Source organism: Marinobacterium nitratireducens (assembly GCF_014645375.1).
Taxonomy (GTDB): Bacteria; Pseudomonadota; Gammaproteobacteria; order Pseudomonadales; family Balneatricaceae; genus Marinobacterium_A; species Marinobacterium_A nitratireducens.
On sequence record NZ_BMLT01000016.1, the window covers coordinates 1 to 24,587 of the forward strand.

Genomic DNA, 24,587 nt, shown 5'->3' on the forward strand with positions numbered 1-24,587 from the left:
GATAAAGCTTTTGTTTGCCCTATCCCGACAAGCGCCCACACGAATTACCTGATCAATTTGTTAAAGAGCGGTGCTTGGCGATTATCGCTGCGCGATCATTCGTCTCAAGCGAGACGCGCTGTTTTGCGTCTCTCAAAGCGAGGTGCATATTCTAGCAACCTCTCGTTCCGAGTCAACTCTTTTTTTCAACTTCTGTCACCGTGGCGACTGTGAATCAGAGCTGCTTCGAAGGCCGGTCATTATCGTCATTTTCTTATGAAAATCAACAACTTGTTTCCAACCTTCCCGCTGGTCCCGACTGCCGTTTCCGGCTGTCTCCCCAAGCGAGGAGGCGAATTCTACAGCCATGAGCGGGAGAGTCAACAGGCAATTCTTAAAATATCTGAATTATATTAAAACTGTTCAAAAAGCAGACAAACTCAGGCCCTGCAGTTCAAAAAACATACAGTCAAATACAGCAGATCGTTACTGGACAAAAAACAGACAGCTTTCAGGCTGTTCAATCACAATTGAAAAGGGCGCCCACAAGGGCGCCCCAATTCAAAACCAACGATGACTGTCAGGAAGTGTAACTGAGCGGAATAAAGGTGCCCCAGAGTATGGCGGATGCGGCCAGCACGCCCACGAGGACACAGAGTCCGACGGTCAGAATCGAGGAAGAGAAGAAGAACGCCCGATCCTCGGGAATCTGCATGATCACCGGAACTCCCGTGTACAGGAGGTAAACGGTGTAGGCCAGCGCAACCATGCCAACGATGACATTGAACCAGAGCATCGGGTAGAGCCCTGCCAAGCCGGACAGAAAGAGCGGCGTTGCAGTGAAGGTCGTCAACACGATGCATTCGTCCATGGTGACATTGCCGCCGTAGGTCTTTTCCATCCAGTGCACGGCGTAGGCGATAAAGCCTACCGCGACCCACATGGCGAAATAGAAGGCAATCGCAGCTGGCAGGGCACTGGACAACTCGAGCTTGACCGGGTCTCCCCCCGCTATGCTCCAGCCAACCTGGGTCGTGCCGATGAACAGCGACACGGCCGGAATAGCAGCCAGGATGCTGATCTGCGACAGAAAGACGTGAAGCGTCGTGTAATGTTCATTGCGTATTGAACCCCATTCATCTTTGGGGTGATAGAGCATTCCCATCATGTGCTGTAGGAACATTTTGCACTCTCCCTCTTCGTACGCCCTGGACATCCTTCCCTGACGAACCTGGGCTATTTTGTAGGATTGAACTGCATCAAGTCGTTGAACCTTGGTTTCTTTTTATTCCCCTTTACAGGCCTATGAAAGTGTAGATGGTCTGCGCCGGGTTTGTAGGGCATCAGAGATTAAATTTCAGGTAGTGATCCACCAGCAGCAGCGCGAACAGCGCCATGACGTAGACGATGCTGTAGCGGAACATCTGCATCGGTACACGGCGATCGTCACCGGCGCGCATCACCCGCCAGGCCCACTGCAGGAAACGCAAATTCAATACGGAAATGCCGGCCAGATAGATCAGCCCGCTCATGCCCGCAAGGAAAGGCAGCGCCGTGGTTGCGATCATCAAAAGCGTGTACAGCATGATCTGCAAGCGCGTGAAGTGCTCGCCATGCGTGACTGGCAGCATGGGCACCCCCGCCTTTTCGTAATCTTCCCGGCGGGCGATGCATAGCGCCCAGAAGTGCGGCGGTGTCCAGGCGAAAATGATCAGCATAAGCAGCAATCCATTGGGCTCCAGTGCTCCGGTAACCGCGGTCCAGCCCAACAACGGTGGCGACGCGCCGGCAACGCCACCGATGACGATGTTCTGGGGGGTCGCCCGCTTCAGGAAAACCGTATAGATCACGGCATAGCCAATTAACGACAGTAGCGTGAGCCAGGCAGTCAGCGGGTTGACCCAGAACGCCAGCAAACTGATGCCGGCGACGCCGATCAGCGCAGCGAAGGCCAGCGCCTGCTGCGCACTCAGCTTGCCACTGGGCAATGGACGCCCCCGGGTTCGGGCCATGTGCTGGTCGATGTGCCTGTCCATGACATGATTCACCGCCGCGGCCGAACCTGCGGCCAGCGCAATGCCCGACATGGTCAGTATCACCAGGACGAGTGATGGCGGCCCCTCCTGCGCAAGCCCCATTCCCACCAGGGCCGTCAGCAGCATTACCGCCACCACCCGGGGCTTGCAGAGCTCCAGGTAGTCGCGCCAGGTCACCGGAGCATGGGCGAACTCAACAGCTTTGCGCGCAGGCATAACAGTTCTCCTTCTCAATGACTGCGTCTCTTTGGTATAGCCAGACAAGGCTTAGCAGCAAAAGCACCGCTCCGCCGTGGTGCGCCATGGCAAGAGGTATCGGAACAGCATAGACAATATTGGCAACGCCCAGTCCGACCTGTGCAGCGGCCAGCGCTGCGACACCCAGCAACTCCCCTTTGTGCCAGCCGGCACGGGCGAGTCGCCAGATCATGATCGCAACCACCAGCAGCACCAGCAGCGCTCCAGCGCGGTGGGTCATCTGGATGGCCGCTCTACCCTCACGCGGCAACTGACCGCCCTGGTAGTTAGGCCCCGTCTCAAGCGTCACCTCGAAGCCGCCGTGAAAGTCCAGAGCCTGCGTTTGCCCGCGCTCGCAGAGAAGCCAGTCGGTACAGGCCCAACCAGCGTAGTTCGCACTGGTCCAGCCGCCCAGCGCAATCTGGAGAAACAGCACAATCAGCGCGGCGAGCACCCAGCTTCGCCCTCGCCGACGCGCCACCGGCCTCCCTGCAGACCCGCGATAGAACCGCAACAGGCGAAAACGCAGCAGGACCAGGCCGGCCAGTATCAGCAGTCCGCCCAGCAGGTGCAGCGTGACAACAATGGGTAGCAACTTTAACGTAACGGTCCACATGCCGAACAACGCCTGCACCACCACCAGCCCGAGCAGCGTCATACTGAGCACGGCCGGATAGCCTTCGACACGGCGCCGGCGCCAGCCGGCAACCGCCAGTGCCAGCACCAGTAGGCCGAGCGTACCGGCAACGTAGCGGTGCACCATCTCGATCCAGCCCTTGTGGGCCAGCAACGGCTGGTCAGGGTAGCGAGCCTGGGCAATCGCCAGCGCCTCTTCCGAGCCAGGCAGAACGATATGACCATAACAGCCGGGCCAATCGGGACACCCCAACCCTGCGTCGTTGATGCGAGTCCAGCCACCGAGCATCACTACAACGAGAGCCAGCAACACAGCGGCATGGCCGAGTTTCAGAGGCCACCGAGCATACGAAGACGTCATCCCCGCCTCCTCAACCAACATTCGACAGTTTCAGCAGCTTGCGCACATCATCGAGCACCCCCTGAGGCGAGACTCCGAGGTCGTAGCGCATGACCAGGTTACCCAGCGGATCGATCAGCCAGAGCCCCGGCCCCAGCTCGGCGACCCGTTTCGACACCAGCCCTTCGCCGGACGGCGACAGGCTGACAAGGTGCCACTCCACCCGGTCCCGCTCCTTGCCGATAGCGGTCCAGAGGTTGGGCATGCGCTCGACCCAGTCCGCGCAACTGCGACAGTCTGCCGGCACGGTCAAAAGCAGCTGCCATTGCTCCAGCCCCTGCCAGGGCTTGCCGCCACTGTCATGCAGTTGCCACTCGGATATCGACGCCCCATCGGCCAGAAGCTGGCCATGATGAGTGCGACCCTCGGGCACGCCGACTCCGCTCCAGTACATCAGAACGGCAAGCAGCAGCGGCCCGAATCCAAGCCCCCACACCAGCCAGAAAGTCCCTCTACGCATCGAATTCACCTCCTCTCGACCTCAGATTCCAGCCGTGCCACAGTACAAGCCCCGCCAGTACCGCCGCCATGCTGAACCACTGAAAGGCATAGCCCAGGTGCCTCTCCGGCTTCATCAGGGCCTGGTGTCTGTCAACCCGCAGGCCAGCCACGACCGGTTCGGTCAGATCCAGCACCCAGGGCAGAACATCCTGCCCCAGTTCCTGACGCAGGCGCTGCTCATCCAGCGCCTGCACCCGCTTGGGCCAGCCCGCGTCCCAGACGTCCTCCCCGATGACCAGGCTGCCCTGTAGCCGGTGCATCCGGCCGTCGAACAGGGCTTCCTGCGGAAGCTCGACCTCAGGGAGAACGCTTCTGTCAGGGGATGCGGCCATCCAGCCCAGATTCACCGGTAGCAGAGCCTCTTCCGCCGGCATGAAAGCGACCACCTCGTAGCCGGCCCGGCCATCCCGCGTGCGGTTGTCCAGCAGCAGCCAGTGATCCGGCAACAAATGACCTTGCAGCTGAGCTGGGACGAAGTCCGCGCTGTCAGGGCCAAGGGCCTGCAAATGATGAATCACCCGGCTGTCGTCGTTCCAGGCCTGCAGCATCTGTCGCTTCTCTGCCGCGCGTTGCAGCTGCCAGCACCCCAGAGCGACCAGCGCCGGCAGCAACAACAGCGCGCAACAGAGTAACCACCACTTGAAACAGGTAGCGCCGCCATCTTTACTCATGACTTTGCCCTGTCGGATACTGATGCCTCACCCTGCCGGAGCACACAATGCTGAAGTTACTGATTGCCGTCATATTCGCTGCCATCGTCATCAGCCTGTTCAGTGGGCTGTACTTCCTGCTGACGGACCGCGGCCAGTCACACCGCACGGTCAATTCGCTCTTTTTCCGGGTCGCTTTCAGCATCCTGTTACTGCTGGTCATCGTTTACGGTTTCTACAGCGGCGAACTGAGCATGCATGCGCCCTGGCTGGGACCTTGACCCCCGTCTTGCACCTCACAGGATATAGACGAACAGGAACAGACCTACCCAGACCACATCCACGAAGTGCCAGTACCAGGCAACCGCTTCGAATCCGAAATGCTGCTCGGCACTGAAGTGCCCCTTGAGCACCCGCAGCCAGATAATGATCAGCATCAGCGTCCCCAGCGTCACATGCATGCCGTGGAAGCCGGTGAGAATAAAGAAGGTGGCGCCATAGATTCCGGCGTGCAGCGTCAGCCCCAGGTGATGGTAAGCCTCGTAGTATTCGTAGGCCTGGAACACCAGGAAACTGGCGCCGAGCAGTACGGTGACGGCCAGCCAGAGCACGATATTGCTGCGATTACCCAGTTTCAGCGCCTTGTGCGCGATAGTGACGGTAAAGCTCGAGGAGATCAGCAGGACGGTGTTCAGAAGCGGCAGATGCCAGGGCGAGATGATCTGTTCAGGTCCTGGAAACCGTTCCATATCCGGAGTCGTCATTAGCGGCCACTGCGCCTGAAACCCCTCCCAGAGCATGTTCGAGACGCCCTTCTCACCCTCTCCGCCAAGCCAGGGCACCGCCAGATTCCGCACGTAGAACAGCGTGCCGAAGAAGGCGGCAAAGAACATCACTTCCGAGAAAATGAACCAGCTCATCCCCCAGCGGAAGGAACGGTCCATCTGTTCGCTGTACATCCCCGACATGCTCTCGTGCACCACGTTGCGGAACCAGCCGAACAGAATCGCCAGCAGCATCCCCAGCCCCAACAGCAGCAGCAGCCAGCCGGTACCGGTCGAGGCGCCGGCACTGAGGGCGTTCATCAGATTGCCGGCACCGAATGCCAGCAGAAACAACGCGATCGATGCCAGGATCGGCCAGCGACTCTGAGGGGGTACATAGTAGCTAGCGGTACTCATAACGGAGACCTCCGTGTTTCGCTGGCCAGCGCCTGACCGTCAGGCGCCTCGGGCGTGATATCGAACAGTGTGTAGGAAAGCGTTAGGGTGCGGATATGCTCGGGCAGCTTTTTGTCGACCACGAACAGCACCGGCATTTCCACCTGTTCCTCTCCCTCCAGCGACTGACTGTCGAAACAGAAACAGTTGATCTTGTGCAGGTAGCGCGCAGCTTCGGCCGGCGCCACCGATGGAATCGCCTGGGCGATCATGCGCCGCTCGGTCGGGTTGCGGGCAAAGAAGGCGGTCTGGCGCATTTCGCCGGGATGGACGCGAACGGCAGTATCCAGCGGCCGGAACTCCCAGGGCATGCCCTCGTTGTTCACGCCGATGAACTGCACCTGCACGCTGCGACTGATATCCGCGTCCTCGATCGCCACGGGCCCCGTATTGGTAATCTTGCCGTTGAGTCCGGTCACGCGGCAAAAGACATCGTACAGCGGCACCAGCGCGAAGCCGAAACCGAACATCAGTACGCAGCCCGCCAGCAGCCGCAGGACCAGGCGACGGTTCTTGCGACCCAGCTCGCTCATGGTCTTATTTCACCACCGGCGGCTGGGAGAAACTGTGGTAGGGCGCCGGAGACGGCAGCGTCCACTCCAGCCCGTGCGCGCCCTCCCAGACGCGGTCGGTCGCTCTGGCGCCGCCACGGATACAGACGATGACGTTGTAAACGAAGAGCAGCTGCGACAGCCCGAAGATGAAGGCCCCAACGCTTGCCACCGAGTTGAAATCGGCGAATTGCAGCGCGTAGTCCGGAATTCGTCTCGGCATGCCGGCCAGGCCGACAAAGTGCATCGGGAAGAAGGTGATGTTGACACCGACGAAGCTGAGCCAGAAGTGAATCTTGCCCATGCGCTCGTTGATCATGTGGCCGGTCCACTTCGGCAGCCAGTAGTACGCCGCCGCCATGATCGAGAAAATGGCGCCCGGAACCAGTACGTAGTGGAAGTGAGCGACGACGAAGTAGGTGTCGTGGTACTGGAAGTCCGCCGGCGCGATCGCCAGCATCAGGCCGGAGAACCCGCCGATGGTGAACAGCACCACGAAGGCCAGCGCAAACAGCATCGGCGTTTCGAAGGTCATGGAGCCGCGGAACATCGTCGCTACCCAGTTGAACACCTTCACCCCGGTCGGCACCGCGATCAGCATGGTGGCGAACATGAAGAACAGCTCGCCGGCCAGCGGCAGGCCGACGGTAAACATATGGTGCGCCCACACCAGGAACGAAAGAATCGCAATGGAGCCAATGGCATAGACCATGGAGGCGTAGCCGAACAGGCGCTTGCGGGCGAAGGTCGGGATGATCTCGCTGATGATGCCGAAAGCCGGCAGAATCATGATGTAGACCTCGGGGTGGCCGAAGAACCAGAACACGTGCTGGAACAGCACCGGGTCACCACCGCCAGCGGCGTTGAAGAAGCTGGTTCCGAAATGGATATCCATCAGCATCATGGTCACGACCCCAGCCAGGACCGGCATTACCGCGATCAGCAGAAAGGCGGTGATCAACCAGCTCCAGACGAAAAGCGGCAGCTTCATCATCGTCATGCCGGGGGCGCGCAGGTTGAGGATGGTGGCGATAACGTTGATCGCCCCCATGATGGAACTGATCCCCATCATGTGAATCGCGAAGATGAAGAAGGTCACGCTCGGCGGCGCATAGGTGGTCGAGAGTGGCGCGTAGAAGGTCCAGCCAAAGTTGGGTGCGCCGCCGTCCATGAACAGCGTCGAAATCATCATCGCGAAGGCGAACGGCAGGATCCAGAAGCTCCAGTTGTTCATACGCGGCAACGCCATGTCCGGCGCACCGATCATCATCGGCACCATCCAGTTGGCAAGACCGACAAAGGCCGGCATCACGGCGCCGAACACCATGATCAGGCCGTGCATCGTGGTCATCTGGTTGAAGAATTCAGGCTGCACCAGCTGCAGGCCCGGCTGGAACAGCTCCGCCCGGATCAGCAGCGCCATGGTGCCGCCGGTCAGGAACATCAGCAGGCTGAACCATAGGTAAAGAGAGCCGATGTCCTTGTGGTTGGTGGTAAACAGCCAGCGCCCTATGCCGCTGGCGGGGCCGTGTGCGTGATGGGTGTCACCCAGGTTCTGACCGAGCGTCGATTCCATGGCCCCCTCCTACTGGTTCAGTTCAGCGATCTGTTGAGGGCTGACACTGTCACCGGTGTCGTTGCCCCAGGCATTGCGTTCGTAAGTGATCACGGCCGCCAGGTCGACGGCGTCTAGCTGGGCGCCGAACGCCTGCATCGCCGTCCCCGCCTTGCCATGTAGCACGATATCGATATGCGGACCTATGTCGCCGGTAGCGATGGGACTGCCGGCCAGCGCCGGGAAGGCACCGGGCACGCCCTGGCCGTTGGGCAGGTGACAGGCGGCGCAGGCGCTGTTGTAGACCTGCTCGCCGCGTTCCATCAGCTGCTCCAGACTCCAGTCCTGTTCGGCCGCCGCCGCCTGGGCTTCCGCAGCGCTGCGGGCATCGGCCAGCCACTGGTCGAACTCTTCCTGCGGCTTGACCTCGACCACGACCGGCATGAAGCCGTGGTCCTTGCCGCAGAGCTCGGTGCACTGGCCGCGATAGATGCCCGGTTCCTCGGGTATGACCCAGGCCTCGTTGACGAAGCCCGGAATGGCATCCTTCTTGACGGCGAAATCCGGCACCCACCAGCTGTGGATAACGTCATTGGAAGTGAGCAGAAAGCGAACCTTCTTGCCGGCCGGCAGCACCAGCGGGTTGTCGACCTCGAGCAGGTAGTGCTCGCCCTTTTCCGCCTCGTTGTTGATCTGTTCGCGCGGTGTCGAGAGTACCGAGAAGTAGTCGATGTCGTGGCCAAGATACTGATAGCGCCACTTCCACTGGTATCCGGTGATCTGCACATCGAGATCGGCCTCGGTGCTGTCGTACATCCGGATCAGAGTGGCGGTGGCCGGCACGGCCATGGCTATCAGAATGCCGAAAGGTATAAGGGTCCAGAGAATTTCCACGAAGGTATTTTCGTGAAAGTGATGCGCCTCGGCGCCCCTGGATTTGCGATGGTGGATGATCGACCAGAACATGACGCCGAACACCACCACGCCGATGGCGACACAAATCCAGAAAATGATCATGTGCAGTTCACGGATATCTCGGGCGATTTCCGTGCTACCTGGTGATAAATTCACTTGCCAGGCGGCGGCTGCTGGCAGGGAAACAAGCAATCCAATCCATGGCAACAGCCAGATTCTTTTTATCATTACCGGGCCTCTCACAAGGTCCGCCGGGCCGCCCAAGTGTCGCGACCATGCGGAATTTTCCCTAGCAGATCACTTGGTTAAAACTGAGTATAGCAGCCCCCCGGGTAATGCAAGTTTGTCTCAGGCTGCTCCCAGAGACAGCGCCCAACGCACCAGCAGCATAACGAAAATCACAAAGGCAGCGGCCACGATCAGGCCCGCCAGAATGAAGCGCCAGGGCTTTTCAGATGAAAAATCTTCACGGCGTCTGCGCTCGGACTGGACCCCGAACATTGCCGCGAGCACGCTTTGCAGCGTCTTCAGCAGACCGCCTTTATCGGGCTCTTTGGCCATCCGGGCCTCCGGTTTCTTAGATTGGTCGGGCTTTGGCGGAAACGCCGTGCAATTTGCAGGATGGGTGGAACGACGCATGGCAACGGGATATCCGCCCCTGAGGAAGCAAGCGCGTCGTGCAACCCATCTGTGAGTAGCAGCTCAATATCGAAGAGCCCGGCAGCACCGATGGGTTACGCCGCTTGAGACTTTCTGCGAACCGACAGTACAGTGCCATCGCGGCTCCACCCATCTACTGTTCGCTGAAGTTATAGCCGAAAAGCATGAAGAACGCCGGAGCCGAATGGCACTCAGGCCGTCTGACGACGTGCCCCCCTGCTCCTGCGCCGACGTTTCCACAGGCGGAAGCCGAGCAGCCAGGCGAGAATCAGACCGTAGATCAGTTGTTCCTGGAAGGAGCTGCGGATCTGCCAGATGAAATGCAGCATCGCCAGCAGGGCGATCAGGTAAACCAGGCGATGCAGTTTTGCCCATTTCGGACCGAGGCGACGTTGCATCCCGCGGGTGGATGTAACGCCCAACGGAATCAGCAGCAGCAGCGCCAGGGTACCGACAATGATATAGGGACGCTCGCTGAGCTCACGCAGCAGCAGATCCGGCCGCCAGCCGAGTATGAAGGTCGCGAACGCCAGCAGGTGGACCACCGCGTAGAACAGCGTGTAGAGCCCGAACATGCGGCGGTAGCGCTGCAGCCAGGCCCAGCGGAACATCAGTCGCAACGGCGTTACCGCCAGGGTGACGAACAGCAGCCGCAGCGTCCAGATACCGGTGAACTGCACGATGGCCTGCGCCGGATCCGCCCCCAGATCCATCGCCAGCGCGCGCTCCACCAGCCAGGCCAGCGGCAGCAGCGGCAACAGGAATACCAGCCACCACAGCGCCAGACGCCGGAGACGTTCGGGAGTCAGAACCATTTGCGCAGGTCCATGCCACTGTAGAGGCTGGCGACCTGATCGCCATAGCCGTTGAAAGGCTTGGTGTCGATGATATTGGGCGAGAACAGCGACGACGGCAGCCGCCGCTCGGTGGCCTGACTCCAGCGCGGATGGTCGACTTCGGGATTGACGTTGGCGTAGAAGCCGTATTCGTTCGGCGCCGTCTGGTTCCAGGTGGTCACGGGCATGGATTCAGTCAGTTCGATCCTGACGATCGACTTGATGCTCTTGAAGCCGTATTTCCAGGGAACCACCAGCCGGAAAGGCGCACCGTTCTGCGGCGGCAGCGCATTGCCGTAGAGCCCCACCGCCAGCAGCGTCAGGGGGTGCATCGCCTCGTCCATTCGCAGCCCCTCGACATAGGGCCAGTCCAGGGTCGAGAAGAAACCACCCTGCCCCGGCATCTGCTCCGGATCCAGCAAGGTGGTAAAGGCGACATATTTGGCCCGCGAGGTCGGTCCGAAGCGTTTGAGCAGATCGCCGAGCGGGAAGCCCATCCAGGGGATCACCATCGACCAGGCTTCGACGCAGCGCAGCCGGTAGATACGCTCTTCGATCCCGTGGGGCTGCAACAGATCCTCGAGGGCATAGGTGCCGGGTTTGTCGACCTCGCCGGCGATCTCGACGCTCCAGGGATCGGTTTTGAAATTCTGCGCCTTGCGTGACGGGTCCTGCTTGCCTGTGCCGAACTCGTAGAAATTGTTGTGCGTGATGACGTTGACGTAGGGTGCAGGTTTCTCGGCCGTGGACAACGCTTCGTTACGGGCACCGGCGCGAAGCTTGCTCTGCAGCCAGTCGGGACCGGGATAGCGGGGGGCATCTGCGTCGAGGTCGTAGGCCGGAATCGCTGCGGCGCCGCCGCTGAGCGCCAGCGCGGCAGAGCCGGCCAGCCCCTGCATGAACAGGCGCCGATTGCGATAGATGGGCTCCGGGGTGATTTCGGAGGCTTTGATCGGGTCGGGTTTCTTGATCAGCATGACGGACTCTCTGTCTGGCTCTCACCGAAAGTATACCGGGAGCCTAGGACGGGAGACTGAAACCTGCCTGAAAAGCACCGCATCGGCCGTATCGGAATGCAGCATCCTGTAGGATGGCTATGGCATTGACCTGCCAGTGCGCACCGCGGTCACAGCGGCGTAACCCATCGGTCAATGGCCCGCCTGTGCCCGAAGATACTCCCGATGGGTTACACGGCGCCCGGGCTCTGGCAGAAATGCTTAAGCCCGCTGCTGTGCGCCGCTCCAGCCATCCTACAAGCTGCCTGAAAAGCGCACCATCTCCCGCATGGGGATGCGGAAGATGGCAGGCCTGACGTCAGAAAGCCCGGCGCTTGCGCCAAACCCAGATCGCCGGGCCGGAAAGCATGTAAACGAGGAACAGTGACCAGAGGAACAGCGGCGGACTGATCGAGATGACCCCGACAACAAGCACGATAGCCGCCAGGATGACGAACGGCACCTTGCCCTTGAAATCGACCTCCTTGAAGCTGTGATACAGCACATTGCTTACCATCAGCAGACCGCACAGGGCCACCATTCCCGCCACCGCATACGACAGCGGGCCTTCCGGCACCACCTCGAATTCGGTGCAGGCCCAGACCAGTCCGGCGACAGTGGCGGCAGCGGCCGGGCTCGGCAGGCCGATAAAGTACTTCTTGTCCACCGATCCGATCTGGGTGTTGAAGCGCGCCAGACGCAGAGCTGCGCAGGCAACGTAGATGAAAGCGGCGAACCAGCCGATCTTGCCGGTGTTGTCGAGCGCCCAGGTAAAGGCCACCAACGCCGGCGCCACACCGAAGGACACCATGTCCGACAGCGAGTCGTACTCGGCGCCGAAGGCGCTGCTGGTGTTGGTCATCCGTGCCACACGGCCATCGAGTCCGTCGAACAGCATCGCCACGAAGACCGCAATGGCCGCCGCCTCGAACTTGCCGTTCATACCCGCGACAACGGCGTAGAAACCCGAAAACAGCGCGCCGGTGGTGAACAGGTTCGGCAGCAGGTAGATACCCCGGCTACGCGGCTTGACATCGTCTTCGCAGGGCTGATTATGTTCGTCCGTCATATTTACCATCGCTGACCACTGAAAAAAGTGGCGACCATTCTACAGGCGCGGTGTCCCTGCTGTCACCGCTTGTGCGCCGCAGCAACGGCTCCGCTGGCGGGCAGAGGCACGCTGTCGCCAAGCAGCACCCGGTCGACGAACTTGCGCATCAAACCGTTGGACTCCGGGGTTTCCTGCGCCGTCGCCAGTACCTTTCCGAGATGATCGTCGCCGTCGGTATAGTGGGCCCGGTAGTGCGTCAGGCGCTCGACCAGCGTGGCCTTGTCCACTTCGGGATGGAACTGGAAAGCCCAGAACGGACAGTCTCCGACCCGGATGGCATGCAGGCACTGATCGGTATACGCCAGAAGCCTGCAGCCCGGCGGCAAGCGGTCGGTGTACTGCCGGTGCACGGACACCGCAGCGAAACCATCCGGCGTATCGTGAAACAGCGGATCCGTGGCAGCATCAGGTGTCAGACTGATCGGCAGGGTGCCCATCTCGAAACCCGTTTCGCGGTGCGCGACCCTGCCGCCAAGCGCCAGCACCACCAGCTGGAAGCCGAAACAGGACGCGAAGGTCGGCTGGCGGGTTTCGACCACGCGCCGGAGCAAACGCTGACTGTCGTGGACGAAGGTGTAGCGCTCTGGCTCCAGCACATTGGCTTCACTGGCGCCCCCCACCAGCAGAGCATCGTAGCCATCGGCGACGTTATCGGCAAAGGACGGCGTATCGAAGACATTGAGCACCTCGATCTGCTCCAGCGCCAGTCCGCAGTAGCTGGCGAAGCTGCGATGCTCCTCCTCGCGGACCTTCCGCTCGGTGCGGATCTGCAGCAGCAACAGCTTCAGATCCGAGCGCTCTTTGGCCGTTTGCATCATGCCTTCCTCAGAGAAACAGCTCCATATCGCAACTGGACCTGCGACCGATGGCATCCGAGTGCCGTGCCAGCCAGTCATCGGCCCTTTGCCTGCCGCGATTTCGAAGCGACTCGAGAAAGTGTAGTCGGGTATCGCATTTTGTGGCACGCCCCAGGGTCGCCAGCAGCTCGTCGGTTTCGATCAGATGCATACGCAGCCGACGCATGCGACGCTCGAACAGGCTGAAAGAAATGGGCAGCTGACTCACCTCCTGCTTGATATGACTGATGGCGCGCATCTCGCGCAGAAAGGTGGTCTGAAAGCCAAATTCGCTGATGCGTTCCTGAATCGCCGCAGCCGACGCCGGCGTACCGACCCGCAGCAACGGCTGCAGCAGTACCACCAGCACATCGTGGCAGTCGCAGTCGAAGATCAGCGGGTAGACCGCAGGGTTGCCGGAAAAGCCGCCATCCCAGTAACTGCGACCGTCCACCTCGATCGCCTGATTCAGGTTCGGCAGGCAGGCCGACGCCAGCAGGTGTTCGGCATGCAGTTCGCCTTCGCGAAACAGCCGTATCTTGCCGGTCTGGACGTCGGTGGCGGCGATGAACAGGCGGAAGGGGCTGCCGGCCCGCAACCGTTCGAAGTCGACCAGCCGCTCCACCAGGGCCCGCAATGGGTTGATATCCAGCGGGTTCATGTCGTAGGGCGATATAAAGTGGCTGATCTTCAGCATCAAACCCGCCATTGCCGGCGCCGTCCCCTGTGTCGAGAGTACCGCCGGCGGCTCCGGCAAGGCGTGCAGCGACACCTGCTCCCAGAAACGCGCCAGCAGCTCGCGGGCCCCTTCGCGCCCGCCCTGCTGCCAGCCGCTTGCCAGCACCACCGCGTTCATGGCGCCGGCACTGGTGCCGCTGACACCCTCGAATGACAGATCCGGCTCCTCGAGCAGACGATCCAGCACGCCCCAGGTAAAGGCGCCGTGGGCACCACCGCCCTGCAGCGCCAGATTCAGCTTTCGCACAACCATGATATGCCTCCGGCATTTTTGTGCACTGCACAAATTTGACGTCCTGCGCCCTGAACGTCAAGTGAATCTGCCATGACGGGTGACGGGTGACGGGTGACGGGTGACGGGTGACGGGTGACGGGTGACGGGTGACGGGAAAATTGTAGGAGCCCGGTCTCCGGGCGAACAACCCCGTGCCGATATTGTTCGCCCGCGGAGCAGGCTCCTCCTACAGGCGGGGTTCCGTGGTGCCGGGAGTCAGTGAAAATCCCGCGAACGCAGCGACAGCGCCCGCCACTGGTCGCTGATATCGGACAGGCGCCCGGCCACCACGTGAATCACCGCCCCTTCGCGCTCCAGCACCCCGGCCACCTTCAACAGCCTTGCACCGAGCAGCGCCTGACGCTGGAGCCTCGCGGTATCGCGCCAGACGATCAGGTTGACCTGACCGCTCTCGTCCTCGAGTGTCACGAATGTGACGCCCGAAGCAGTGCCCGGCCGCTGCCGGTTGGTCACCACCCCGGCGACGCGCACCAGCTGGCCGGGCCGGCAATGCTCCAGCTCATCCGCCCGCAGACAGCCTCCGAGCATGCCCCGCTCCCGCAGCAGCGCCAGTGGATGCCGCCCCAGGCTCAGCCCCAGATGGCGGTAGTCTTCCTCGAGATCCGACTGCTCGTCCGGTGCGTCCAGCCAGGCCGCTTCGGGCTCGGCAACGCGGGCCTCCCCCAGCGCCAGCTCCGGATTCGCTGCCAGCAGCTCCCAGCGCGCCTGATAGCGATGGCCACTGAGAGAGTTGAGGGCGCCGGCCGCCGCCAGCGCATCCCAGTCGTTGCGCGCCAGCCGGACACTGCGCTGCGCCTCGGCCAGTGACACGAAACCTGGGGCCGGGCGCTGTGCGACCAGCCGGCCGGCGGCCTGCCGGGCAAGCCCTTTCACCAGTCTGAAGCCGAGTCGCAGGGCTCCGTCGGGTTCGAGCGTGCAGTCCCAGTCGCTGGCATTGAGGTCTACCGGCCGTATCGTCACCCCGTGACGCTGCGCATCCTGCACCAGCTGCGACGGCGAGTAGAACCCCATCGGCTGGCTGTTCAGCAGGCTGCAGCAGAAGGCCGCCGGTTCGTGGCACTTGAGCCAGGCCGAGACGTAGACCAGCAGCGCGAAGCTGGCGGCGTGTGATTCGGGGAAACCGTATTCGCCGAAGCCCTCGATCTGGCGACAGATGCGCGCCGCGAATTCGGCGCTGTAGCCCCGCTCCCGCAGCCCGGCGACCAGTTTCTGCTGGTAACGGGCGATACTGCCGCTGCGACGCCAGGCCGCCATCGCCCGACGCAGCTGATCGGCTTCGCCGGCCGTGAAGCCGGCGGCGACCATCGCCAGCTTGATCACCTGTTCCTGGAAGATCGGCACCCCCAGGGTACGCCCCAGCACCTGCCGTACCTCGTCGCTGGGATAGCTGACCGCCTCGAGGCCATCGCGCCGTTTCAGGTAAGGGTGCACCATGTCACCCTGAATCGGCCCGGGCCGCACGATCGCCACCTCGATCACCAGGTCGTAGTAGCAGCGGGGCCGAAGGCGCGGCAGCATATTCATTTGCGCCCGGGACTCCACCTGAAAGACACCAACGCTATCGGCCCGCGACAGCATCTCGTAGACGGCCGGATCTTCCCGCGGGATGTCCTGAATGCGAAAAGGTTCGCCACGGCGCTCGCCGAGCAGCGCCAGCGTCTTGCGCACGGCGGTCAGCATGCCCAGTGCCAGCACGTCCACTTTCAAAAGCCCCAGGCTTTCGAGGTCGTCCTTGTTCCACTGGATCAGGCTGCGGTCCTTCATCGCGGCGTTTTCCACCGGCACCAGCTCCGACAGCGGACCTGCCGAGATCACGAAACCGCCGACGTGCTGCGACAGGTGACGCGGGAAGCCGAGGATCTCCTCCACCAGCTCCAGCAGCAGCTGGAAACGGGGCGCCGGCGCCTCGCCGCCGAGCTCGCGCAGCTGCTCCAGCCAGGCGGCCCGCCCGGCGCGGCGATCCAGTTTGCCGGTCAGCCAGGCCAGGTAGGCCCCGTCCAGCCCCAGCGCCTTGCCGACGTCGCGCAGTGCGCTGCGCAGCCGATAGCTGATCACCGTCGCCGCCAGCCCCGCCCGTTCGCGACCGTAGCGCCGGTAGATATACTGGATCACCTCTTCGCGCCGTTCGTGCTCGAAATCGACGTCGATATCCGGCGGCTCGTTACGTTCTGCTGAGATAAAGCGCTCGAACAGCAGGCTGACCTCGCGCGGATCCACCTCGGTGATATGCAGGCAGTAGCAGACCACCGAGTTGGCGGCCGATCCCCGCCCCTGGCACAGAATTCCCTGGTCGCGGGCAAAACGGACGATATCCTCAATGGTGAGGAAGTAGTGTTCGTAGCGCAGCCTGGCGATCAGCTTAAGCTCGTGCTCGATCTGCTTGCGCACCGCCTCCGGAGTGCCGTCGGGAAAGCGCCGCCGCTCTCCGTCCCGCACCCGCTCGGCCAGCCAGTCACCCGCGCTTCTACCCGGCGGTACCAGCTCGGACGGGTATTCGTAACGCAGCTCGCCCAGCTCGAAATTGCAGCGCTCGGCAATGCGGACTGTTTCTCGCATCAGCTCGGCGCCATAGAGTCTCTGCAGCTTCTGCTGCGAGCGCAGGTGCCGTTCGGCATTAGCCTCCAGGCGATAGCCCGCATCCGGCACCGGCACGCCACAGCGAATGGCCGTCAGCACGTCCTGCAGCCGCTGCCGCGACGGATGGTGCATCAATACCGCATTGCCGCAGACGGCCGGTATCCCCAGCTCTTCGGCCAGCCCCCTTTGTAAAGCAAAGCGCTCGGCATCGCCGGCCCCCAGCAGCCGCTCCAGCAACAGCCAGAACCGGCCGGCGAAACGCTCGCCAAGCGCCCGGGCCCGGCGACGGGCCTGCGCCGGATCGTCCCCCGGCCGGTATAGCAACAGACAGTCTTCCAGGTCGTCGATGTCGGCCCAGTCGAGCCGGTACCGGCCTTTTTCCGCCCGCCGCCGCCCCAGGGTGATGAGCGCACAGAGACGGGCATAGCCCCGCCGGCTGGCGGCCAGCACCACCAGCCGCTCGTCGCCGAAACGGAACTCGGCGCCGACGATCAGCTTCAGCCCGTGCTCGCGGCAGGCTTCCCAGGCGCGCACGACACCGGCCACCGAGCACTCGTCGGTCAGCGCCAGGGCTCGATAGCCCAGCTCCGCCGCGCGCGCGACCAGCTCTTCAGGGTGGGAGGCCCCGCGCAGGAAGCTGAAGTTGCTGAGACAGTGCAGTTCGGCGTAGTCGGTTTGCATAAGGTATGTTTCCCAAGCAATGGCACGCTTCGCTCCGCTCAGGGATGCCCTACGTTTGCCCATCCTTGTAGGGCACCTTGAGCGCAGCGAAACGTGCCGCTGAAGCCCCCCTCCAAACCACCTACCCGAACCAGCCGTGCAGATACCAGTCTCCGCCCGCCTCGCGGTAAAGCCAGCCGCGGCGCCCGTCGGGCCAGCGGCCGATATAGTAGTCGCGGCGCACCGGAGCGCTGTCCCACCAGCCACTGACAATGCGTTCCGGCCCCTGCAGCAGCTCGATGGCGCTGCCGACCTGCCTGGACGGCAGTCGCTGCGGTATCTCCAGCAACCAGCCGGGACGCGCACCCGGCTGCAGGGCGGCGGACGACAGCCGCCCCTGCAGCGGCGCCCGGCGCCAGCCGCGCTCCGGCCGATAGTCGGCGCAGGGCTCCAGCCGGCACAGCGCATCGCTGCCAAGGCGCGTCTGCAGCCGACTCAGCAGCCGTGCCGGCGTATCTTCCCGAGGCGCAATGCTGAACAGATCCTCCCGCCCCCGTTCCAGGTCCCGGAATTGCGTCGCCTCCAGCCGCAGGCCGATCACCGGCTGCTCCAGTGTCAGTCGTTCGAAGCGCAGCCGGCACAGCTCGAGCCAGACCTCGGCGCACTGCTCGCCGGCCGCATGTCCGACCGACAGGCGCTGGTTCCGCTCCTGCTGCGTAAGCTCCAGTTGCAGCTCCAGGGCACGCCAGTGCCGGGCACGCAGAAAACCCTCCAGCTGAGCCAGGAGCCGCCGCAACGGAAACAGCAGCGCCAGCGTCTGTTCAACCTCGTACGCCAGCGGCAGCTCGCCGCAAAAGACCTCGGGCGGCTCGAAGTAGCGCGGCGGGTCCGGCAGCCGACCGGTCAGCCGGTCGAGGCAGGCAGTCAGCTCCGGCCCCAGACGATGCGCCAGCTCCGCAGACGGCAGCGCCAGCAGCTGCTCCAGCCGCTGCAGCCCCAGCCCGCGCAAGCGCGACTGCAGCCGCTCGTCCAGCCCCAGGCGCTCGGTTGGCACCTGCCCGAGGCGAGCCCGGTACTGCTCAGGATCGCAGGCACGAAAGCCGCCATCCAGCGCCAGCAGCCGCGCCGCCAGCGGCGTCTGGCCGGTGGCGATGCAAGCACTCAGCTGCAGCTGCTCCAGTTGTGTCGTCAGCTCCTGCCACAGTGTCTCCAGCCCCCTGAAATAGCGCAGCATGGAAGCGATCTCCAGCAACAGGCCCAGGGGCGGCTGCAGGCTGACACGGGCGCTGAAGCGGCCGCTCCAGAGCGCCAGCCCTTCGAGATAGCGCGGCTCCTGTGCCGGCTGCGGGGTCAGCAGCTCCAGTTCCGGCACCAGGCTGAGCGCCGTCGCCACCGCCATCTGCGGCTGCACCCCCTGCTCCGCAGCTTCCACGTTGCAGAGCCGGACGCGGGCACCGCGCTCATCCAGCAACGCCAGCGGCGCCCGGCGGCCTTCGCTTCGCATTTCCAGTGGCAGCAGTGGAAAGTGCAGATAGAGCCAGAGCCCCTTCATCGGAACCTGCGAACGGCCCCCGATGAGTTCCTGATCAGACGGGGCCTGTTAGCGGACTCGCCGACCAGTCGCAGTCGCGGACGGGCGCTGGCTGCCGGCCTGGAGTCGGCGGCCGCCCCCTCAAGCGACAGCACCTGGCGCGACAGCGGCCAGGCGCCCTTGCGCTTGAGCACCGAAATACCTGCGCTCACGCCGTCCTGCTCGGGCTCCAGCAGCAGCCGGTACGGGGCCGGCGAGCTCTGGTCGCGGCAGGCGCCGGGGCGAAAGACGAATCCCAGCCCCCCGCCTTCGCTGGCGGCCAGCTGCAGACGCCGCAGCGCCTTAGCCTCGCCACCCGGCAGCCAGCCCAGCACCGCGGCGCAACAGCCGCTTTTCAGCCCCTGCTCGAGGCACCACAGACGGTCACGACGGCTGGTGCTGCGCACCAGCAGCAGCCGTTCCAGCGGCACCCCGGCGGCTTTCAGCGCCGGCGCGTAAGGGATATGGGGCGGATCCACCCAGAGAATCCAGCGGTCCTTCGGCGCCGCCGCCAGCAACGGCAGCAACAGTCGCAGTTCACCGCAGCCTTCGGTGTCGTAGAGCACCTCGACCAGGTTGCCCGACTGCCAGCCGCCGCCGGGCAGCCACTGATCCAGCTGCGCATGACCACTCGACAGGGTCGCCGCCGACGCCTCGCTCACCGCCTCACGCCCGCGCCAGACAGCGCCCTGTTGCATTAACTGATCCAGACTCATCGCCAGCCTCCCGAGTTACTGTACATATATACAGTATATTGGTCGAAAAAAGCTGTATGAGCAAGTGGTGAGTGGGTAGGGTGCTGCAGAGCGAAGCAACCGCCATGGATGGCGGGAAGCCTGGCATTGCAGGAGCAAATGCCAGCGAAGCGCACCGGTAAGGGGTAAGGGGTAAGGAAGATCGTAGGAGCCGCGCCCCGCGGCGAATTGTTCCGGCATGGCGGTTATTCGCTCGCGGAGCGAGCTCCTACACAAGCTAGGCGCCGTACGGCTTCTTGTAGAGCCCACTCCGTGGGCGAACCGGTGCGGCACCCAGCCGGATCCGTTCGCGGCGGGGAAGTGCCCGTAAGTTTGGGTACGCCGCTCCCACGTTCACTTCAGCCAGATCACACTGGCCATGCGGCCGGTTTCACCGTCGCGGCGATAGGAATAGAAACGCTGCGGATCGCTGAAGGTGCAGAAATTGCCGCCACCGACGGACGCCACGCCTGCCAGTTCGAGACGCTGGCGGGCCAGCCGGTAAAGGTCGGCGAACCACTTGCCCGGATGATCCGCACGGGCCACGAAAGCACCGGCGGCCCCGGGTTGTGCGGCGCAGAACGCGGCCCTCACCTCGTCGCCGACCTCGAATGCCGACGGGCCGATCGCCGGCCCCAGCCAGCAGTGCACCCGGGCAGGCTCGGCGAACACCGCCAGCGTACGCTCCAGCACGCCGACCACCAGGCCGCGCCAGCCCGCATGGGCGACGGCCACCCGGTCGCCGTCGCTGAAGAATACCGGCAGACAATCCGCGGTCATCACGATGCAGGCCTGCCGGGGACGGTCGCTCCAGCAACCGTCGGCCTCCCTGACCTCGCCATCGTCCCGCGACTCGACCACGCCGGTGCCGTGCACCTGACGCAGCCACTGCGCCGGATACTCTAGCCCCAGTTCCGCGATCAGTCGGCGCCGGTTCTCGGCCACCTTAAGAGGATCGTCACCGACGTGGTCGCCCAGGTTGAGGCCGCTGAAAACACCCTCGCTGACACCGCCGTCACGCGTCGAGACGCAGGCACCGACCCGCGACGACAGCGGCCAGTCCGGAACGATCAGTTCCATAGGTCCTCTTCTTCGCGCAGGTCACGCTGCAGCGCTGCAAGCAATTGCTGCATATCGCCAGGCAGATCCACTTCCCAGGACATCAGTTCGCCGGTCGACGGATGCCAGAGCTCGAGCTTCTTGGCGTGCAGCGCCTGGCGGTTGAAACCCCGCAGCTCCTTTATCAGTGACTCGCCAACACCCTTGGGCAGGCGGAAGCGACCGCCGTAGAGCGGGTCGCCGACCAGCGGGTAGTTGATATGCGCCATGTGCACGCGGATCTGGTGGGTACGGCCGGTTTCGAGCTTGAGCCGGATATGGGTATGGGCGCGGTATCTGTGCAGCACGCGGTAGTGGGTCACCGCCTCCTTGCCGATCGCCACCACCGCCATCTTCTGACGATTGCGGTTGTGCCGGCCCATCGGCTCGTCGACCATGCCGCCGCCGGTCATAACACCCTGCACCACCGCCTCGTACTCGCGCCCCATCGAGCGCTCCTGCAATTGGCCAACGAGCTCGGTCTGGGCCTGGATCGTCTTGGCCACCACCATCAGGCCGGTGGTATCCATATCGAGTCGGTGCACGATACCGGCGCGGGGCACCTGGGCGATCTCGGGGCTGTGATGCAGCAGGGCATTGAGCAGGGTGCCGTCGGCATGACCGGCCGCGGGATGCACCACCAGCCCGGCGGGCTTGTTCAGTACCAGAATATCCTCGTCCTCGTAGACGATATCCAGCGGGATATCCTGCGCCTTGTGACCCTCGATCCGTTCGAGCTCGGCTTCGACGCGAATCAGCTCGCCCCCCAGCAGCTTGTCGCGGGGGCGTTTCTGCTCGCCGTCGACGCTCACGCAGCCGTCCTTGATCCAGCCCTGCAGGCGGGAGCGCGAGTAGTCGGGAAATAGTTGTGCAATCGCCTGGTCGAGTCGCATGCCGACCTGCTCGTCGGATACGCGTGCCTCGAGTTGAACCTGTTCAGGTTTCTGTTCTGACATCGGGGATATGTTATTCAGCAGGATGTTTTGGCTTGGGTTCCGGTTGTGTTTAAATAAGCCGGACTTTTGGATTAACTCGCCCAGTATAACCGAAACCGGCAAGGGAGCCTCTCCCATGGACGGACTTAAGTATCGCTGTAGGCAATCGGGACTCATCAACATGCGTTTTGTCAAAGTCATCGGCATCCTGACACTGTTTTCCATGCTGTCCGCCTGCTCCATGTTCGGCGGCGATAAAGAGGAAGAGCCGGATATCCCGGAACAGCAGCTCTACTCCGAGGCGCTGAGCGCGCTGGATGCCGGCAACTTTACCCTGGCCGTCGAGAAGCTTCAGCTGCTGGAGGCCCGCTACCCCTTCGGTCGCTTCTCCGAGCAGGCGCAGCTCGAGCTGATCTACGCCTACTACCGCAACTACGAGCCGGAAGCCGCCCGCGCCGCCGCCGACCGCTTCGTCCGCCTGCACCCGAACCATGAGAACATCGATTACGCCTACTATCTCAAGGGCCTGACCTCGTTCGAGGAGGACCGCTCGCTGACCGCCCGCTTCTTCCCTATCGACGAGAGCAAGCGTGACCCGGGCGCCGCGCTGGAATCGTTCGAAAGCTTTTCGACTCTGGTCAACCGTTATCCCGAAAGCCAGTACGCGCCGGACTCGCTCAAGCGCATGCAGTACCTGAAGAACCGGCTGGCACAGTACGAGGTGCACGTTGCCAACTACTACATGAAGCGAGGCGCCTACGTCGCCGCCGCCAACCGCGGCCGCTACGTGGTCGAAAACCTGCAGGAAACCCCTGCCGTGCCGACCGCGCTGGCCATCATGGCGGATGCCTACACCGAACTAGGCATGACCGACCTGGCCGCCAACGCACAGGAAATCCTCAAGGCCAACTTCCCGGACTTCGAGTACAAATCCAGCCGCAAGCGCGAAGCCTCGCTTCTCGAGACCGCGACCTTCGGCCTGTTCGGTGACGAAGGCGAAGTACCGGCGCCCGAGCGGGCCGAGTGACCGCCTTGAATGGCGGGAACATTGAAAACGTAGGAGCTCGCTCCGCGAGCGAATGATCACCTGCTGAAACGAAAACGATTCGCCCACGGAGTGGGCTCCTACCAAAAAACTATCCTTCCATAACACCGCAAACAATAAAGGCGCCTTCCGGTGCCTTTATTGTTATGGGATATCGCCAGACCGCGATCAGTCGCCCGCCTTCCAGCCGGAAGTAATCGGGTAACGACGGTCGCGACCGAAACCGCGCTGGGTGATACGCACGCCCACCGGCGCCTGACGGCGCTTGTACTCGTTGATGTCCACCAGGCGGATCACGCGGTTCACCACCGCCTCGTCGAAGCCTTCGGCAATGATGGCGTGGGCGCTGTAATCGCGTTCGATATAAAGCTCGAGAATTCGGTCCAGCACATCGTAATCCGGCAGGCTGTCCTGGTCCTTCTGATCCGGCGCCAGCTCCGCCGACGGCGGGCGGTCGATCACGCGCTGCGGAATCGCCGGCGACAGACCGTTGCGGTACTCGGCGATGCGATAGACCAGCGTCTTGGGTACATCCTTCAGCACATCGAAACCGCCGGCCATGTCGCCGTAAAGCGTCGAATAGCCCACCGCCATCTCGCTCTTGTTGCCGGTGGTCAATACCAGATAGCCCTTCTTGTTGGAAATCGCCATCAGCAGCACGCCGCGGCAACGGGCCTGCAGGTTCTCCTCGGTGGTGTCCTTGGCCATGCCGCTGAACTCGTCCTCGAGCTGCGTCATGAAGGCCTCGAACATCGGCTCGATCGAAATCACGCTGTATCGCACGCCCAGGGTGTCGGCCTCGGCCTCGGCGTCCTCGAGGCTCATCGACGAGGTGTAACGGAAGGGCATCATCACCGCTTCGACCCGATCGGGGCCGAGGGCGTCGACCGCCACCGCCAGCGTCACCGCCGAGTCGATGCCGCCGGAGAGCCCCAGCACCACACCCTTGAAACCGTTCTTGTTGACGTAATCGCGCACGCCGAGCACCAGCGCCTCGTAGGTGCTCTGCTCCACCGTCGGGAAGGGCGTGAACTCCTCTCCCGGCACGCTCAGGCTCTGATCCTCGTCGCTGTAGTCGACGAGGTAGAAATCCTCTTCGAAAAAGCGCCCCTGAAAGATATGGGTACCGTCGGCGGCGATTACCTTGGAGCCGCCGTCGAAAATCAGCTCATCCTGACCGCCAACCTGGTTCAGATAGAGGATCGGGCAGTTAGCCTGGCGCGCACGCTCGCTCAGCAGCTGCAGCCGCTGACGGGACTTGTCGATATGGAACGGAGAGGCGTTGAGGTTCAGCATCAGCCGGGCATTCTGTTCGGCCACCTGCAGCGCCGGTCCGCTGTGCCAGAGGTCCTCGCAGACGGTCAGCGCCAACGGCACGCCCTTGAGCTCGAACACACAGGGCTTGTCACCGGCGACGAAGTAGCGCATCTCGTCGAATACCTGGTAGTTCGGCAGGCACTGCTTGGCGTACTCGGCAATCACCTCACCGTTGTAGATCACGCCTGCCATATTGTAGAGCCCGCCATCGCGGTAGCGCGGATAGCCCACCACGACGTGAATATCACGCACTTCCTCGCAGATTCTTCTGATCGCCGAGTCGATGCGGTTGCGGATACTCGGACGCAGCAGCAGGTCTTCCGGCGGGTAGCCGGAGAGCGTCAGCTCGGGAAACAATACCGCGTCGGCGCGGTGGCGATTGCGGGCTTCCAGGGCAACGTCGATCACGCGCTGGGTATTGCCCGGAATGTCACCCACCAGGGTATTGATCTGGGCCATCATGACCCGAATGGAAGTGCTCATGGATGCGAAAAGCTCTT

23 protein-coding genes are annotated in these 24,587 nt (G+C 62.8%); 2 read left to right on the forward strand and 21 right to left on the reverse strand.

All coding sequences use genetic code 11. The annotated features are described in order from the left end of the window. Positions 1-559 precede the first annotated feature (559 nt). The 5 genes from IEX85_RS21555 to IEX85_RS21575 all read right to left on the reverse strand — a co-directional run bounded on the left by IEX85_RS21555 (position 560) and on the right by IEX85_RS21575 (position 4,460). Positions 560-1,162, reverse strand: a complete 603-nt coding sequence (locus tag IEX85_RS21555) for a Yip1 family protein (RefSeq protein WP_188862704.1) — start codon at positions 1,160-1,162, stop codon at positions 560-562. 160 nt (positions 1,163-1,322) lie between these two features. Continuing rightward, positions 1,323-2,231, reverse strand: coding sequence for a heme o synthase (gene cyoE / locus IEX85_RS21560; protein ID WP_188862705.1), 909 nt, complete (start codon positions 2,229-2,231; stop codon positions 1,323-1,325). Beyond that, positions 2,209-3,249 carry a COX15/CtaA family protein gene (locus tag IEX85_RS21565; RefSeq protein WP_188862706.1) on the reverse strand — a complete coding sequence of 347 codons (1,041 nt, stop codon included), beginning with the start codon at positions 3,247-3,249 and terminating at the stop codon, positions 2,209-2,211. The genes cyoE and IEX85_RS21565 overlap by 23 nt, the downstream gene beginning before the upstream one ends. 10 nt (positions 3,250-3,259) lie before the next feature. Beyond that, positions 3,260-3,748 carry a redox-active disulfide-containing membrane protein gene (locus tag IEX85_RS21570; RefSeq protein ID WP_188862707.1) on the reverse strand — a complete coding sequence of 163 codons (489 nt, stop codon included), beginning with the start codon at positions 3,746-3,748 and terminating at the stop codon, positions 3,260-3,262. Further along, a complete protein-coding gene (locus IEX85_RS21575; protein WP_188862708.1) occupies positions 3,741-4,460 on the reverse strand; it encodes an SURF1 family protein in 720 nt (239 codons plus the stop codon). Before IEX85_RS21575 ends, IEX85_RS21570 begins: the two co-directional genes overlap by 8 nt. Before the next feature lie 47 nt (positions 4,461-4,507). Between IEX85_RS21575 and IEX85_RS21580 the strand changes: the two genes are divergently transcribed. After that, entirely contained in the window at positions 4,508-4,720 is a 213-nt protein-coding gene (locus IEX85_RS21580; protein ID WP_188862709.1) for a twin transmembrane helix small protein, read from the forward strand. A 15-nt stretch (positions 4,721-4,735) separates the two neighbouring features. On the opposite strand, the gene IEX85_RS21585 is transcribed toward IEX85_RS21580, so the two are convergent. The 15 genes from IEX85_RS21585 to rluD all read right to left on the reverse strand — a co-directional run bounded on the left by IEX85_RS21585 (position 4,736) and on the right by rluD (position 21,746). After that, complete coding sequence (locus tag IEX85_RS21585) at positions 4,736-5,620, reverse strand: cytochrome c oxidase subunit 3 (protein ID WP_188862710.1); 885 nt, start codon at positions 5,618-5,620, stop codon at positions 4,736-4,738. Further along, on the reverse strand, positions 5,617-6,192 hold the full coding sequence (locus IEX85_RS21590; protein WP_188862711.1) for a cytochrome c oxidase assembly protein: 576 nt from the start codon (positions 6,190-6,192) through the stop codon (positions 5,617-5,619). Before IEX85_RS21590 ends, IEX85_RS21585 begins: the two co-directional genes overlap by 4 nt. 4 nt (positions 6,193-6,196) lie before the next feature. Continuing rightward, positions 6,197-7,786 carry a cytochrome c oxidase subunit I gene (gene ctaD / locus IEX85_RS21595; protein ID WP_188862712.1) on the reverse strand — a complete coding sequence of 530 codons (1,590 nt, stop codon included), beginning with the start codon at positions 7,784-7,786 and terminating at the stop codon, positions 6,197-6,199. A gap of 9 nt (positions 7,787-7,795) precedes the next feature. After that, positions 7,796-8,908 carry a cytochrome c oxidase subunit II gene (gene coxB, locus IEX85_RS21600; RefSeq protein WP_188862713.1) on the reverse strand — a complete coding sequence of 371 codons (1,113 nt, stop codon included), beginning with the start codon at positions 8,906-8,908 and terminating at the stop codon, positions 7,796-7,798. A 120-nt stretch (positions 8,909-9,028) separates the two neighbouring features. Then, complete coding sequence (locus tag IEX85_RS21605) at positions 9,029-9,241, reverse strand: DUF2970 domain-containing protein (RefSeq protein WP_188862714.1); 213 nt, start codon at positions 9,239-9,241, stop codon at positions 9,029-9,031. Between the two features lie 290 nt (positions 9,242-9,531). Further along, the gene (msrQ, locus tag IEX85_RS21610) at positions 9,532-10,155 is read right to left on the reverse strand and encodes a protein-methionine-sulfoxide reductase heme-binding subunit MsrQ (RefSeq protein ID WP_188862715.1); all 624 of its coding nucleotides are present in this window, start codon (positions 10,153-10,155) and stop codon (positions 9,532-9,534) included. Next, positions 10,146-11,153, reverse strand: coding sequence for a protein-methionine-sulfoxide reductase catalytic subunit MsrP (gene msrP / locus IEX85_RS21615; protein ID WP_188862716.1), 1,008 nt, complete (start codon positions 11,151-11,153; stop codon positions 10,146-10,148). Before msrP ends, msrQ begins: the two co-directional genes overlap by 10 nt. Before the next feature lie 337 nt (positions 11,154-11,490). Further along, on the reverse strand, positions 11,491-12,240 hold the full coding sequence (gene pssA / locus IEX85_RS21620; protein WP_188862717.1) for a CDP-diacylglycerol--serine O-phosphatidyltransferase: 750 nt from the start codon (positions 12,238-12,240) through the stop codon (positions 11,491-11,493). Between the two features lie 62 nt (positions 12,241-12,302). Beyond that, positions 12,303-13,097 carry a type 1 glutamine amidotransferase gene (locus IEX85_RS21625; RefSeq protein WP_188862718.1) on the reverse strand — a complete coding sequence of 265 codons (795 nt, stop codon included), beginning with the start codon at positions 13,095-13,097 and terminating at the stop codon, positions 12,303-12,305. 10 nt (positions 13,098-13,107) lie between these two features. Further along, positions 13,108-14,109 carry a patatin-like phospholipase family protein gene (locus IEX85_RS21630; protein ID WP_188862719.1) on the reverse strand — a complete coding sequence of 334 codons (1,002 nt, stop codon included), beginning with the start codon at positions 14,107-14,109 and terminating at the stop codon, positions 13,108-13,110. Between the two features lie 237 nt (positions 14,110-14,346). Beyond that, on the reverse strand, positions 14,347-17,409 hold the full coding sequence (locus IEX85_RS21635) for an error-prone DNA polymerase (protein WP_188862720.1): 3,063 nt from the start codon (positions 17,407-17,409) through the stop codon (positions 14,347-14,349). Between the two features lie 121 nt (positions 17,410-17,530). Further along, positions 17,531-18,940 carry a Y-family DNA polymerase gene (locus IEX85_RS21640; RefSeq protein WP_188862721.1) on the reverse strand — a complete coding sequence of 470 codons (1,410 nt, stop codon included), beginning with the start codon at positions 18,938-18,940 and terminating at the stop codon, positions 17,531-17,533. Beyond that, on the reverse strand, positions 18,937-19,674 hold the full coding sequence (gene imuA / locus IEX85_RS21645; protein ID WP_188862722.1) for a translesion DNA synthesis-associated protein ImuA: 738 nt from the start codon (positions 19,672-19,674) through the stop codon (positions 18,937-18,939). The genes IEX85_RS21640 and imuA overlap by 4 nt, the downstream gene beginning before the upstream one ends. 372 nt (positions 19,675-20,046) lie before the next feature. Beyond that, on the reverse strand, positions 20,047-20,772 hold the full coding sequence (pgeF, locus tag IEX85_RS21650) for a peptidoglycan editing factor PgeF (protein ID WP_188862723.1): 726 nt from the start codon (positions 20,770-20,772) through the stop codon (positions 20,047-20,049). Then, on the reverse strand, positions 20,763-21,746 hold the full coding sequence (rluD, locus tag IEX85_RS21655; protein WP_229722055.1) for a 23S rRNA pseudouridine(1911/1915/1917) synthase RluD: 984 nt from the start codon (positions 21,744-21,746) through the stop codon (positions 20,763-20,765). The genes pgeF and rluD overlap by 10 nt, the downstream gene beginning before the upstream one ends. A gap of 160 nt (positions 21,747-21,906) precedes the next feature. On the opposite strand from rluD, the gene IEX85_RS21660 reads away from it, so the two are divergent. Further along, on the forward strand, positions 21,907-22,752 hold the full coding sequence (locus tag IEX85_RS21660; protein ID WP_188862725.1) for an outer membrane protein assembly factor BamD: 846 nt from the start codon (positions 21,907-21,909) through the stop codon (positions 22,750-22,752). 186 nt (positions 22,753-22,938) lie between these two features. Here the strand turns inward: IEX85_RS21660 and IEX85_RS21665 are convergent, their stop codons facing one another. Beyond that, positions 22,939-24,570 carry an NAD+ synthase gene (locus tag IEX85_RS21665; RefSeq protein WP_188862726.1) on the reverse strand — a complete coding sequence of 544 codons (1,632 nt, stop codon included), beginning with the start codon at positions 24,568-24,570 and terminating at the stop codon, positions 22,939-22,941. Positions 24,571-24,587 lie beyond the last annotated feature (17 nt).

Bases quoted from the DNA above. Each gene is read 5' to 3' on its own strand.
- IEX85_RS21555 (WP_188862704.1), bottom strand. From the start codon at position 1,162: ATGTTCCTACAGCACATGATGGGAATGCTCTATCACCCCAAAGATGAA.
- cyoE (WP_188862705.1), bottom strand. From the start codon at position 2,231: ATGCCTGCGCGCAAAGCTGTTGAGTTCGCCCATGCTCCGGTGACCTGG.
- IEX85_RS21565 (WP_188862706.1), bottom strand. From the start codon at position 3,249: ATGACGTCTTCGTATGCTCGGTGGCCTCTGAAACTCGGCCATGCCGCT.
- IEX85_RS21570 (WP_188862707.1), bottom strand. From the start codon at position 3,748: ATGCGTAGAGGGACTTTCTGGCTGGTGTGGGGGCTTGGATTCGGGCCG.
- IEX85_RS21575 (WP_188862708.1), bottom strand. From the start codon at position 4,460: ATGAGTAAAGATGGCGGCGCTACCTGTTTCAAGTGGTGGTTACTCTGT.
- IEX85_RS21580 (WP_188862709.1), top strand. From the start codon at position 4,508: ATGCTGAAGTTACTGATTGCCGTCATATTCGCTGCCATCGTCATCAGC.
- IEX85_RS21585 (WP_188862710.1), bottom strand. From the start codon at position 5,620: ATGAGTACCGCTAGCTACTATGTACCCCCTCAGAGTCGCTGGCCGATC.
- IEX85_RS21590 (WP_188862711.1), bottom strand. From the start codon at position 6,192: ATGAGCGAGCTGGGTCGCAAGAACCGTCGCCTGGTCCTGCGGCTGCTG.
- ctaD (WP_188862712.1), bottom strand. From the start codon at position 7,786: ATGGAATCGACGCTCGGTCAGAACCTGGGTGACACCCATCACGCACAC.
- coxB (WP_188862713.1), bottom strand. From the start codon at position 8,908: ATGATAAAAAGAATCTGGCTGTTGCCATGGATTGGATTGCTTGTTTCC.
- IEX85_RS21605 (WP_188862714.1), bottom strand. From the start codon at position 9,241: ATGGCCAAAGAGCCCGATAAAGGCGGTCTGCTGAAGACGCTGCAAAGC.
- msrQ (WP_188862715.1), bottom strand. From the start codon at position 10,155: ATGGTTCTGACTCCCGAACGTCTCCGGCGTCTGGCGCTGTGGTGGCTG.
- msrP (WP_188862716.1), bottom strand. From the start codon at position 11,153: ATGCTGATCAAGAAACCCGACCCGATCAAAGCCTCCGAAATCACCCCG.
- pssA (WP_188862717.1), bottom strand. From the start codon at position 12,240: ATGACGGACGAACATAATCAGCCCTGCGAAGACGATGTCAAGCCGCGT.
- IEX85_RS21625 (WP_188862718.1), bottom strand. From the start codon at position 13,097: ATGCAAACGGCCAAAGAGCGCTCGGATCTGAAGCTGTTGCTGCTGCAG.
- IEX85_RS21630 (WP_188862719.1), bottom strand. From the start codon at position 14,109: ATGGTTGTGCGAAAGCTGAATCTGGCGCTGCAGGGCGGTGGTGCCCAC.
- IEX85_RS21635 (WP_188862720.1), bottom strand. From the start codon at position 17,409: ATGCAAACCGACTACGCCGAACTGCACTGTCTCAGCAACTTCAGCTTC.
- IEX85_RS21640 (WP_188862721.1), bottom strand. From the start codon at position 18,940: ATGAAGGGGCTCTGGCTCTATCTGCACTTTCCACTGCTGCCACTGGAA.
- imuA (WP_188862722.1), bottom strand. From the start codon at position 19,674: ATGAGTCTGGATCAGTTAATGCAACAGGGCGCTGTCTGGCGCGGGCGT.
- pgeF (WP_188862723.1), bottom strand. From the start codon at position 20,772: ATGGAACTGATCGTTCCGGACTGGCCGCTGTCGTCGCGGGTCGGTGCC.
- rluD (WP_229722055.1), bottom strand. From the start codon at position 21,746: ATGTCAGAACAGAAACCTGAACAGGTTCAACTCGAGGCACGCGTATCC.
- IEX85_RS21660 (WP_188862725.1), top strand. From the start codon at position 21,907: ATGCGTTTTGTCAAAGTCATCGGCATCCTGACACTGTTTTCCATGCTG.
- IEX85_RS21665 (WP_188862726.1), bottom strand. From the start codon at position 24,570: ATGAGCACTTCCATTCGGGTCATGATGGCCCAGATCAATACCCTGGTG.